General features: G+C 30.6%; 10 protein-coding genes. 7 read left to right on the forward strand and 3 right to left on the reverse strand.

Annotated features, from left to right (window positions below; all coding sequences use genetic code 11):
- The first annotated feature begins 407 nt into the window (after positions 1 to 407).
- The 6 genes from M1D73_RS17985 to M1D73_RS18010 all read left to right on the forward strand — a co-directional run bounded on the left by M1D73_RS17985 (position 408) and on the right by M1D73_RS18010 (position 7,816).
- Positions 408 to 1,157 carry a sugar phosphate nucleotidyltransferase gene (locus tag M1D73_RS17985; RefSeq protein ID WP_000864434.1) on the forward strand — a complete coding sequence of 250 codons (750 nt, stop codon included), beginning with the start codon at positions 408 to 410 and terminating at the stop codon, positions 1,155 to 1,157.
- 20 nt (positions 1,158 to 1,177) lie between these two features.
- The gene (locus M1D73_RS17990) at positions 1,178 to 3,247 is read left to right on the forward strand and encodes a glycosyl transferase (RefSeq protein WP_121868213.1); all 2,070 of its coding nucleotides are present in this window, start codon (positions 1,178 to 1,180) and stop codon (positions 3,245 to 3,247) included.
- Positions 3,248 to 3,329: 82 nt separating this feature from the next.
- Positions 3,330 to 4,289: an NAD-dependent epimerase/dehydratase family protein gene (locus tag M1D73_RS17995; RefSeq protein ID WP_000561952.1), complete on the forward strand. Its 960-nt coding sequence runs from the start codon at positions 3,330 to 3,332 to the stop codon at positions 4,287 to 4,289.
- A 28-nt stretch (positions 4,290 to 4,317) separates the two neighbouring features.
- The gene (rfbG, locus tag M1D73_RS18000) at positions 4,318 to 5,406 is read left to right on the forward strand and encodes a CDP-glucose 4,6-dehydratase (RefSeq protein WP_481157929.1); all 1,089 of its coding nucleotides are present in this window, start codon (positions 4,318 to 4,320) and stop codon (positions 5,404 to 5,406) included.
- A 1,133-nt stretch (positions 5,407 to 6,539) separates the two neighbouring features.
- Complete coding sequence (locus tag M1D73_RS18005; RefSeq protein ID WP_000116953.1) at positions 6,540 to 7,655, forward strand: Rap family tetratricopeptide repeat protein; 1,116 nt, start codon at positions 6,540 to 6,542, stop codon at positions 7,653 to 7,655.
- On the forward strand, positions 7,655 to 7,816 hold the full coding sequence (locus tag M1D73_RS18010; protein ID WP_016125008.1) for a transcriptional regulator: 162 nt from the start codon (positions 7,655 to 7,657) through the stop codon (positions 7,814 to 7,816). The genes M1D73_RS18005 and M1D73_RS18010 overlap by 1 nt, the downstream gene beginning before the upstream one ends.
- Before the next feature lie 161 nt (positions 7,817 to 7,977).
- Here M1D73_RS18010 and M1D73_RS18015 read toward each other — a convergent pair whose 3' ends face one another.
- Together M1D73_RS18015 and M1D73_RS18020 are read right to left on the reverse strand one after the other, a co-directional pair.
- Complete coding sequence (locus M1D73_RS18015) at positions 7,978 to 9,960, reverse strand: methyl-accepting chemotaxis protein (RefSeq protein ID WP_481157930.1); 1,983 nt, start codon at positions 9,958 to 9,960, stop codon at positions 7,978 to 7,980.
- 808 nt (positions 9,961 to 10,768) lie between these two features.
- Positions 10,769 to 11,053 carry a hypothetical protein gene (locus M1D73_RS18020; protein ID WP_002024558.1) on the reverse strand — a complete coding sequence of 95 codons (285 nt, stop codon included), beginning with the start codon at positions 11,051 to 11,053 and terminating at the stop codon, positions 10,769 to 10,771.
- Positions 11,054 to 11,600: 547 nt separating this feature from the next.
- On the opposite strand from M1D73_RS18020, the gene M1D73_RS18025 reads away from it, so the two are divergent.
- Entirely contained in the window at positions 11,601 to 11,975 is a 375-nt protein-coding gene (locus tag M1D73_RS18025; RefSeq protein ID WP_000088960.1) for a hypothetical protein, read from the forward strand.
- Positions 11,976 to 12,235: 260 nt separating this feature from the next.
- Here M1D73_RS18025 and M1D73_RS18030 read toward each other — a convergent pair whose 3' ends face one another.
- Positions 12,236 to 12,571 (reverse strand): hypothetical protein, encoded by a 336-nt coding sequence (locus M1D73_RS18030; protein WP_000524431.1) that lies wholly within the window; start codon positions 12,569 to 12,571, stop codon positions 12,236 to 12,238.
- Positions 12,572 to 13,282: the final 711 nt, after the last annotated feature.

Raw genomic sequence — 13,282 nt, forward strand, 5'->3', positions numbered from 1 at the left:
CTTCTATTGATTTCTGTATAATCATTTATGCGATCAGCATATTCTGCTTATGTAGTGCATTCACGACTACTTACTTCCATACTTTATCTTATATTTTGTCTTCTTGGATATTTCATTATAAGCTTCTTCAATTCCCTTGATTTCCTTCCCCTTCTTTTATCTTAAGAACAAGCAATTTCTTTCATTAATATTAAATAAACTAAAGCATAGATTTTAAAAGAACCTAATTTACATATAATTAATGATAAACTACAGTGTGTATTCTCCACGTTTAATCAGCATCTGAATTATAAATCTAACATATTTTTTTTAGTTGATTGTCATTATGGTACAACCGTGTATACATTTACCAAACAAACTACATAGTTTAAATTAGTAAAATATATAGAGAGGAAGGAAATAAATCTATGAAAGTCATAATTTTGTGTGGCGGAAAAGGGCTTCGGATGCAAGGAATTTTAGAGGACATTCCCAAACCATTAGTTCGAGTTCAAGGAAAGCCTCTCCTCTTGCATATAATGAATTGGTATAGAAAATATGGACATTCTGATTTCATTTTACCCTTAGGATATAAAGGTGAGAAAATTAAGGAATATTTTATGGACTTTAGCTGGAAAGAGAATGACTTTAGTTTGAATTTTAAAACCAGTCAATATACGCTACTTCAGAAATTAGAAAATTGGAATATACACTTTATAGATACAGGAATTGATACAATGACCGGGGCAAGACTAAAAAAACTTGAATCCTTTGTACAGGGTGAAACCTTTTTATTAACTTATGGTGACGGATTAGCCAATATAGATATTGATCAACTAATAGCATTCCATAAAGAAAAAGGAAAAATTGCTACATTAACTGGAATTAAAAAAAATAGTCAATACGGCCTATTGGCGGTCGAAGATGGAATTGCTATTGATTTTAAAGAAAAACCATTACTTGATGAAGTAATTAATGGCGGTTTTTTTGTATTTAACAAAGAAATATTCAATTATTTAAGTAATAATGATGATTGTGTTCTAGAAGAAGATCCTCTTCGAAATTTAATAAAAGACAATGAGCTCGCCGTCTATGAACACAATGACTTTTGGGCTAGTGTCGATACACCTAAAGATTTAAAAACTGTAAATGAAAGTTGGAATCCAAATAAATTTTAGTGGAGAGGACTGAATAAGCATTGAACTCTAATGATAAAAAAATAAGTTTACCTCGATTGTACATCCCCTCTAATGAGAAAATAGTTAACCCACTTTCAACAGGAATTAAAGCTTCAAATCTCTCCAAAAAAAATACTCAAAAAAGAATTAATCCCCAATTCTATAATCAACAACATGATCTAAATAATCATTTCTGCGTCATTATAGGTAGTGAGTATGTCTTGAAAATTATTGCTTTACAGCAATCATTAATGCAGTACTCAGAAAAATTCACATTGTGGATTTGTTGTATAGATCCTTTTGCATATTCACTATTAAAAGAAATGAGTTTAATTAATGTAAACCTTTTACAAGTTGAAGAATTAGAAGATCGTGAACTAAAAGCAATTAAGAGAAAAAGAAAAGTAAATGAATATTGTTGGACTTTAAAATCTGTCTTGATAGAATATTTATTGGTCAATTATGATTTACCATCTATTCTATATTGTGATGGTGATTTATGCTTTTTCTCTGACCCTAATATTATTTTTGAGGAATGGGGTGACCATTCTATCTTCCTAACCCCCCAAAGAGATCGTGATTGGGTAGAAAAAATGTACGGAAAATATCAGGCTGGTCTAATTGGATTTAAGAATGATCTCTATGGACTAAAAAGTGTAAGATGGTGGAAAAATAAATGTATAGATTGGTGCAGTGCCGAGGCTGAAGAGGGGAAATTTGGAGACCAAAAGTATTTAGATTATATCCCTATATATTTTCCAAAAGTAAAAATTTCAAATAACTTAGGTATAAATGCTGCGCCTTGGAACTGTATATATAATAACGATTATAAAATTGACAAGACTAAAAATGATATATTTATTGAAAACGACAAACTAGTTGTTTACCATTTTGCATGTATTACTATCTTTACTGAAAATGATTTTGATCTTTGGTCTTTGGGAGAAATTTCAATACCCAATAATATATTAAACCATATTTACACTCCGTATTTAGAGAGAATTCAATTTGTTTTAAAGCAATTAAAGGATAAATTCAATAAAGATACTAAACAATTTTTAAGTAAAAAAGATATAAATAAAGCTCAAACTTTATATAAAGATTCACAATTAAGAAGAAAAATGAATCAATCCAATCATTTTATGAACTTTTCCATGATTATAAGTAAAGAACGATTAATTCAAGGATTGACCTCTTATTATTCCTTAGAAAATTTCAACGCTAAATTTACTGTATGGATCTGTTGTATGGATGATTTAACTTATCAAATATTAGAGAAATTAAAATTAAAGCACGCCATACTAATTCCGGTAAAAGAAATTGAAAATCATGAACTCCTCAGTATAAAAAATGATAGAAGTTTACAAGAGTATTGTTGGACATTAAAAGCGCCCCTATGTCTACATGTCCTTAGTCTTTATCCGGAAGTTGATCACATTATATATTGTGATGCTGATATGTATTTCTTTACAGCACCTAATATCATTCTTGATGAGTGGTGGAAATACTCTGTATTCCTTTGCCCTCAAAGAAGCTCTACTGAAATTGAAAGCATACACGGTATATACCAAGCTGGTTTAGTAGGCTTCAAAAACGATCAAAATAGTAAAGAAATTTTAACATGGTGGAAAGATAAATGCCTAGAATATTGTAATAATCATTATGATGTTGAAATGGATAGATGGGGTGATCAAAAATATTTAAATCATATTCCTAACATCTTTTCTAATATAAAAATCATGACTCATAGAGGTATTGATGCAGCACCTTGGAATGTCATTTTAAATAGCAGTTCTATATCCAAAACAGATAATAAAGTTTTTATTGATCAAGATGAATTAATAGCTTTTCATTTTGGAAGTATGCAAATTATTAATCCAAATGAGTTCGATTTATGGAAACACGAAACTTTAGAATTACCTCCAGCAGTTTTAGATTATATATACATTCCTTATATTGAACAATTGAATAAGACATGTCATACCCTTCATAATACTTTTCAAAAACCTTCCTCCTCTTTATTTGCTGATCAAATTGATACAACAACAATAAAAAATTATTTTAAATACCCCTCCCCTCATCACAATTAAGACTGATACTTTCCTTATTTAAAAATAAATCTATTTATTTCAGCAACTAAAAATACATCTTAATAAAGGATAGATTATCACTATGATTGCTTCATTTAAAAATAAAACTTTCCTTATTACTGGTGGATACGGTTTTATTGGTTCTCACTTGGCACGAAGACTTTTAAATTTACAAGCAAAAATTGTTCTTTTCATAAGAACACCATCAAACTCTTGGAGACTAAAGGATATTCTAAAATATATTGAAACCTATGAAATAGATATACGAGATAAAAAACAAGTACAAGATGCAATAAAGAAAATTAATCCCGATTATATCTTTCACCTGGCAGCCTATGGTGTAAATTCTGCCCATACAGATTACATCCATGCTATAGAAACAAATGTTATAGGGACTTGTAACATTATTCAAGCAGCAAAATTGGTGAATTGTAAAAAAATCATCAATTTTGGGAGTAGTTCTGAATACGGTAACAAGATGGAACCTATTCATGAAAATATGTTACTAACTCCTGTGGATATCTATGGAAGTACCAAAGCTGCTGCTACTATACTCGCCCATCAAATTGCTAGCGAAAACAATATTAATCTTATAACATTAAGACCTTTTGGCATATTCGGAGAAGGCGAAGAGCCGCATAAAATTTTTAGCTATATAATCTTGCGAGTATTACAAAACAAAGATGTAAATTTAACTTTATGTAATCAATTAAGAGATTATTGTTATATAGAAAATGTAATAGATGCCTGTATCCTAGCAGTAGAAAATACTACTGTACAAAATGAAATTTTTAATATTGGGAGCGGCACTATTCACCCCTTGAAACATTATGTAGAATTATTATTCAAACATTTGAAAACCAATTCCAGACCAAATTACGGTGCAATTTCCTCTAGAACAAATGAAAGATGGGTTCCTGAAGCGGATGTGCAAAAAATAAAAAACTCTCTTTCCTGGGAACCTAGAATTAATATTGAAGAAGGAATTATAAAAACTGTTAATTGGTATAAAAATAATAAACATTTATACCTAACCCCCTAAAAATAGGGTACTAAAGGAGGTGGACTAATTGTTAAACCAAAACTTTAATAATGCTTTTTACGGAAAAACAATTTTAATTACTGGACATACTGGTTTTAAAGGTTCTTGGTTATCCCTATGGTTGAATGAATTAGGTGCTACTGTAATCGGATATTCATTAGATCCTAAAAATAAGAATGATAACTTTAACATTACTAACCTTCAAAATAATATAATTGATATTCGTGGAGACATTAGAGATTTTAATAAATTAAATAAGGTTTTTACAGATTATACACCTGAAATTGTATTCCATTTAGCTGCCCAACCTCTAGTTAATTATTCATATGAATATCCTAGAGAAACATACGAGGTAAACGTTGTAGGGACTATGAATGTACTAGAGGCAATTCGATTACATGAATCAGCTAAAATAGGAATTATGGTGACAAGTGACAAGTGCTATGAAAATAAAGAATGGCCTTGGGGTTATCGTGAAATTGACCCTATGGGCGGCCATGACATATATAGCTCAAGCAAAGGATGCTGTGAACTTTTAATTTCTTCCTATCGAAATTCTTACTTTTCAGAAGAAAACTTTTCTCAACACAAGAAAATAATTGCAAGCGTTCGAGCTGGTAATGTAATTGGTGGTGGTGATTGGTCAATAGATAGAATTATTCCTGATTGTATACGAGCATTAGAATCAAACAAAAACATTATTATTAGAAACCCTACTGCTATTAGACCCTGGCAACATGTACTAGAACCTTTAAGCGGGTATTTACTCCTTACAGAAAAAATTATAAATAATGGTATCCCTTATTCAGGAGCATGGAACTTCGGGCCATCCCTAAGCAATATTGTTCCAGTAGAAAAATTAGTGACCAGTTTACTAGATATTTGGGGCTGCGGGGATTGGACAGCAGAAAATATAGGTCCAATAAATTTTCATGAAGCAAATTTACTAAATCTTGACATTAGCAAAGCAAAATTCAATCTTAATTGGCAGCCAAAATGGTCCCTACAACAGACTTTAGAAAATACAATAGAATGGTATAAACATTATAATTCTTACACCAGTTCTGAGATGATAAATCTATGTATTAGCCAAATCAAACAATATTGCATGCTTTGAACTACTCCCACTTCCCCATACTTGCTGTGAGTTCCTTATGGAGGGAGTCTTCTTGGTTAAAATAATAAAAGATACATTAATTTTTATAGTCTAAATTATAAACCTACTATACCTAAAATTATGTGATTGTCCATTAACAAAGATTTTATTTCTTCGGTTATTTCAAATCAACTATTGACATTATACTTAAGAATAAAGGAATCACATATTTTTCTAGTGATTCCCTTGTTCTGAGAAAATAATGTCTTGCTTTAACGACAATACAGTATATGCGATTATTAATTTATTTGTTCTAGTTATGAAAAAATCTATTCCTGTCAAAAGAGCTTTCTTCAAAGAAAAACTTCCTATTTTCTTCTACTTATCCTACCCGAAAAGTAACTAAGATGAAAATTTCGATAATTATATCTACTATTATAGAATTATCCCCTTCTTGTAGCTATTCCACTAAAGTTCATGCTTATATATTGATTCTCTGATTTATTATCACCAATGTTGATGAATTCATGCATTGCTTATTCTATACACAAATTGCTTTTTGAATTATCTTTTCAGAATAAGTAAAGAAGGCTTTCTCTTTTATGCACTTCTTCCCTACCAGTCTTTAATTTGCCTTTAATCAACAATAAGAACAAATCTTCAATATAGTACATCTTCTATAAAACAAAACCATAAGTAAGATAATTTCACTATTACAAATAATGAGATGTTCTGTTTCACCTTTTTATATTATCTAAAAAAGAACTTATAGGAATTCTTACAAGTTCTTTTTTGTTTTCTTTATTGTCTTCTTATTTACATACGCAAGATTTATATATTTTATCGGATACATACTATATGTATCCGATAAAATAATTTAAAAATTAATATGTAATTGATCCGTTTTAAGAAAAGGAAATTTCATAAATCTTCAATCACAGTTTCTAAGTTCACCTGATAGAACGTATAAAGACTCATATCATCTTTTGATAATTTTTGGATGTTTTATTCTAAGTATATTCGACACAAATTGATTGTTTTTTATGAATTTTCTTGAAAAATATTGTAATATCACTCCATTTTTTCTTCTATTTTGTTATGATGTTTATAATTAAATTGGATTAGGATTTTTTTAGAAAATGGGGGCGTATATTATGAGTGTTTCAGTAAAGGGAAATGAGCAATTAACCTCTCTATTGAACGACTGGTATCGAGCTATGCTATCTCAACAAGTTATAAAAGCTACTAATCTAAAAAAGAAAATTGATGAAAAAATTAATAAGTTAAGCATTGAGCCGGATCAAGAACATCAGGATCAAAATTTGTTACTATACTATTCACTACTCGAATTTCGTTACAAGGTCTTAACAGATAGCCTTGGTATTCAACAAAATAGTTTTGATACTATTAGCGATTATGATATGCCTACAGATCAATTTCTACAATTCTATTATCATTTTTTCAAATCCATTCATTCCACTTTTATATCTAATTATACTGAGGCAGAGGAACATTATAAACTAGCAGAAAAAATATTGGTAGCTATACCAGATGAAATTGAACATGCTGAATTTTACTATAGAATTGCTACTTTCTATCACCATACCTATAACAATCTCGCTTCTATCGAGTACGCAAATAAATCGAGAGCAATCTTTTCAAAGTACGAAGGTTATGAAGTAAAAACAGCCTTTTGTAATAGTTTGCTAGGTGGTTGCTGCATCTATTTAAAACAGTACGAACAAGCAGAAGAATATCTACATTGCGCAATTGATTTACTACAAAAAAATAGGGAAGAAGATTCCTTGTTATACGTAAAAAATACTATGGGGTGGCTGTATTCTGATCAAAGTATGTCTACTTTAGCTATTCGTCACCTTTCAGAAGTAACAGAGAAAATCCCTACACACTTCAAGGCCATCTTCCTACAAGCTAAGGAACATTATAAGTTAGGAGAACAATCAACGGCCAGCCAACTCATTGATAAGGGACTACAGATTTGTAGAGAAATTCATAACGAAGAATACACACACCACTTCTCTATTTTAAAAAAATTAAACGAAAATATTCCATTGGAAGAATTAGAAAAAATCATTCAAGAAGGAATCTTATACTTTGAGGAAGAAGAATTATGGGAATATGTTGTCGAATACGCCGAATTATTTGCCACAAAATGTAGACAATTAGAGAACCACCAAAAAGTAAGTGACTATTTCCATATTTGTTATCAAGCAAGACAAAAATCAATCGCAAAAGGAGTGTTAAAATAATGAAAAAAATTAGCTTATTATTATCAGGCATTGCTTTTATTGGGGTATTAACGGTGGGAATTTTTCAGTTTTCTAAAACAGATCAGCTTGCTACTCATGGGCATTATCCTGCTCCTTCATATAGTGTTGGCGATTATGGTGGTGTACCACCACAAATTTAATGTACATGTATTTAAAAACCCTCCAAATGGAGGGTTTTTAAATGGCTTATCTGCCTGTTCAATACGCATAGAGAGTACATATTATACTTATTTACTATGTTATAAGATTTTTCATTTCCACTCTGTAACAAGATTCTAGCATTCTCTCCTAGAATCTCAACTTAAATCTTAAATCCACCAATTAACTCTTGAAGTTCTTCCGCCATCTGTGCTAATTGTATTGCTGAAGAATTTATCTCTTCCATAGAAGCATGTTGTTCCTCAGATGAACCAGCTATCGTTTGCATACTTGAAGAATTTTCTTTTACAGCCATAGCTATTTGATCAATCGATGTATCAACTTTCATTGCATCAGTTGTCATTTTATTTGATAGTTCTACCATACCATGCACTTTTGATACAATATCATTTGCAGATTTTGAAATCTCATAAAAACTTTGTTTTGTATCATTCGCAACCTTAATTCCCGACTGTACTTCTACGCCTACTTCATTCATAGCTTTTACAGTCTCATGTACGTCTGCTTGTATTTCCTTAATTAAACTGCCAATTTCCATTGAAGATTCGGATGATTGCTCCGCCAACTTTCTAACTTCATCAGCAACAATTGCAAACCCTCTCCCCTGTTCCCCAGCTCTAGCTGCTTCAATCGCTGCATTTAATGCTAATAAATTTGTTTGTTCCGCAATATTTTGAATCGCTTCTAATATACTGCCAATTTGCTGTGATTTCTTATCTAATAATTTTATGACATTATCGGATTGAGAAACAGAGTGATGGATAGACTGCATTTGTGTTACAGTTTGTTCTACTAATTGTTCACCTTCATTGGCTTTTTGTTTAGTGTATATGGATGAAGCCGATACTTCAGAAGCATTCTCAGCTACGTATTGAATATTTCGTGTTACCTCACCAATTAATTCAGCTCCAGACTCAACTTCATTATTTTGAACCTCTGCACTGTTCGAGATTTCTTCCATCTCTTTTGTAATTTGTTCTGTCGCAACACTTGCTTGCTCTACACTAGCAGTTAGTTCCTCAGAAGACGCAGCTACATGTCCTGCAGATGTGTTAATTTGAGAAATAATATTACGTAACGACTCTGCCATTGTATTGAAACTACCACCTAATTGACCAAGTTCATCCTTTGAACGAATATCTATTTTCTCGGTTAAATCTCCTTGACTAATTCTTTGAGCTGAAATGACTAATTGTCTTAGTGGAGTAATTATAGATTTGAGTATGAATAGAATTACAATTCCACCTAACAATAATGAAGCACCTATTATAGTGAGCGTTTTATAAAAAATAGGATTGGTAGCTTCTTCAATTTCTTTCGTAGGCATTACGCCAGCTATTTTCCAACCTGTTTTTTTATTTGTCTTAAAGCTTATGTTTCGATCTTCACCATTGAGGCTATAAGTAATTACTCCATCTTCTGTCTTGTACAATTCATCCACTAAAGTTTTATCTAATTTCTCTCCAGGTTTTAGTGATGGATGAACAACTATAGTTTTATCTTGACTAACTATAGATACAAATCCTTGCTTCCCAATTTTTATCATTTTGGATGTTTTTACGATATCTTTAATATTCAAATCTACGCCAATGACACCACTTTTATCTGCATTCTGCTTTGCAATTGCAATTACCATATTTCCTGTAGACTTTGATTTATATGGAGATGAAACAATAATCTCTCCATCTGCTTTTACTGCATCCTTATACCAACTGCTTTCTAGCGGATTAAACCCTTCTGGTATTTTTCCAACAGGTGCATGAATAAATTGATTGTTACTGGATGCCGTATAAATCGTTTCTACCTCTGGATGTAACTGTATATATTGATCAAATTTATTCTGTACATTTTGCGATTGTTCAGGATTATAATCCCCTTGTGTGAGTACCTTTGCAAAATGAGTGATATCTGTATGCTTATTTTCTAATTCATCATCAACAATCTTATCTAAAATACTTATATTATCTTTTGCTGATTGTAGAATTGTTTCATTAAGATCTGTTTTTGATTTATTATAAGATGATACTCCTACGATAAGGCTTGGTATAATTAATATTGCTATAAATGCCATAGACAACTTCGTTTTAAGCTTTATTTGCCCCAATCTTTCTTTTATATTAAACACTAGCTACTTCTCCTTTTCATTTTTACTACTTATATAGTTTATTTAAATTTTTCTCCTTTACTTTTCCACATTCATTTATGGTACCATTCGAAATGAAACCACAATTACATCCTATTATCCATACTTTATAATTTAGAGATTTAATTTTCACAGACAGAGTTTTATCTGTCCTCCTTTCGAATATGTTATTTTTCTAGATTCAGCAATTATTAGACTACGAATTATTCCAAATAAACTTGATGCAACATATACTTCATTTAAAAAATAATTATTGGATTTGTTTGGATAAAAATCTAGTTTAGCGCTAATCCAATCGGATGAAATTCTTACCATAATACATTCACTAAACATAAATAAGTAAATTTATTTCTTTTAATACTTATATTTAACTGCCTTTTAACCATTCTAACTGTATTATTTCATCGTTTTATCTATTTATTCCAACCACTTTTGTTTTATTGAATCACTAAACTATAAATTCTAAATAGGAGAATAAAATAAATTAGAGAATTACATTGTAACACATATATATAAGTTGTTAATATTAAAATTTAAAACTTTACTATTTTTCATATGCAATATTACATGCGAAAAGCCATAATTTTTTTGTTATACTATGCATGTGGATTTTTCATCCAAAATCCACCCAAACGCATATTTATGTATATGCCACCCTAATTGATGAAAGTGAGAAGAGTGTTTATCATTTTTCTCACTTTTTTATTTAGGCTCTGTTAATATTGATTATTGATAAAAAGTATTAAATAAGGGAAGACACCTTAGAGTTGGTGCTTCCCGTATTTGTTGATTATTCAAATCTAAAATAGGTATTTTCTAAACCTATTCTTTGCTTTAATGTTCTGCCCAAAGCATAATTATTTGGTAATTCTTTTTCAATGACACAAATAATATAACCTGCTTTTCCTGTTGTTAAATTAGTTAGTTGTAAGTAGTTAGTGTTGTCGTAGATATAAGAAATAATATATTCATAGAAATTATTTTCTTTATCTTCTCTATTCATACCAACATTGTACAACCTAACTCTTGCTCCTACCCAAATTTCCTCATCATCATCAACATTACTTAAAGGCATCCATTTCGAGTTATCCAATATTTCACCCTTTTCTTAATTCATTCGTTTATACACGAATGTTGCTAGACACAAACTATCATAAGCATCCGTCATTTCATTGATTAGACGACCACCAACAGAGAAAAAAGACTCAACATAGCTTTTTACCCATTGAAACACTTGCTCTTTTAGTTATTTTTACATTTTGAATCTACGAAAATGAATTCCCTTATAAAAACTCTAACAGAGAATGTTCCCTCCAAATTTCACCTAGGGAATTATTTGTTTTCCAAAAAACCTACCAACATCTTTATCAACTCATTTTAGAATATTTAAACAATAATTCCATATACATTACCTGCATAAATTATTCATTTTCTTTTATATAAGACCTACCTTTTTACTTTTGGTAGATTATTAGACATTGGATTATTATACATAAACCCCAAAAACATGCGGTATTTTGTAGAATTTTGTCTATCAATATGTATGTACACCCTTTTGTAGTGGATATAGACTGTGAGGTGTAAGGAGATACCTTACAAAATAATAAAAAGGAGATTATAGAATGAGTAGATTAACAAAATTCTCAAAGTTAGTATTTGCAACTTTAATCGCGGGAAGTAGTCTAAGCACCTTTGTTTCGTCACACAGTGTACAAGCTGACACCTTAGATCCTAATTACCAAGACAATGTAAAATTCATACCACCTTCTAGTGCTAGGCCAAAATTGGAACAAAAAAACACTATTGTTCCAGAAGCAAAAGTTGTTAAAAACCATTATGTAAAGTACTCTAAAGCACATTTCCAAACTAAAGAAAGTATACCAAAAGAGATTTATTATTCTTCAGAAGGCTTTAAGGGCTATATACAGGCAAGTACCGTTTGGGATATGGGAGATCATTTCGCAACACTATATTCCGGAACCGTTATTCGATGTTAGACTTTTAATCCATTCTCCCCTAATGCTTAAAATGATTAATAACTCACTGCCAATACTTTAATATCTATTGTTCATAAAATAAACCACAAAATCTTTCGATTTCATGGTTTATCAAATATAAAGATAATGCTAAACGAATACTCTAACATTACCTTCCCCAAAGTTAATTATAGAGTATTTTCAAAAAAAAGACACTCTTGTAGTGTCTTTTTTATAGTATTTTAAAAAGAATTCCACCTACTAACACCTTTTTGTTGCGCCTATTCGTTTATTTCAATATGATACTTTTCCATCTCGTATATGCAATAGACAATGATAGCTAAACTCCAACTGACACTATAATAATTATGTGTATAGAAGTCATAGCCCGCTTTAATACCTTTCTCTATTACAACTAATGTAAATCCTAAAGCCACCCATCTGTTAATTTTCATCTTTATAAACGTTAAAGAGATAATTATTAAAAATAAAATATTTGTAAGATGATTTATCATTAGCTCATATTTTTGAATGTATACTGCCATTATACAAGCAACGATATTAGTCGCAATGCCAAAGGCAATCACCGCTCCCCAAACCCTGTCCGAAAGTCCCACTCCTTAGTCAGTCCCTTCCTAAACAAATATCCCTTTCTTTAATTCGTTCCTACACCCTATTCAAGATATGCTAAATTATCCTTGTCTGATGAATATCTATTTATCTTTTCATATAGAGCAAACAAAATTTCTACTCATAATTTTTTCTTTATTAGACAAACTATGTCTAAGCCGTTTGAACTAGCGGCTTCACTCTTCTGGTAATGGGATAGCACAATTTATTGAATTGACTAACTCATTCAACCCACTGGCACCGGCAGGCAACAAAATAGTTGTCTGCCATTTTCATGTATACTTTTTCTAATTTCATTTCAAACCAAGTGTGTGCTGTACTGATTTCAAAAGGACAGAATTTCATTTTTTAAAATGTAAAAAAGATAAGGTCCTGTCTACTTTTGGTATAGGACTTTTTCTTTTCACACATACTATTTTTGAACCTGTTTACCAATACGTGTCCTAATGGTGTCTTGAATTCCTCCTAAAAAGGGCTGCAGATACGACTGCATGCCCTTTTATTTACGTTGCTTCTCTATATTGAATAAAATAATTAAAAACTAAAAATGTAATATTACATATTTTTTCTGTTCAGATTATGTTAGGATTTACTTCGTAGTCGAATTATAGTTTCGTATCTAATTCAGCAATATGTGAACTGTTTACTTAAAGAAAAGACACCCAAAAGGTGTCTTTTCTTTTAATCTAAAAAACATT

This window comes from Bacillus sp. PK3-067, assembly GCF_056738645.1.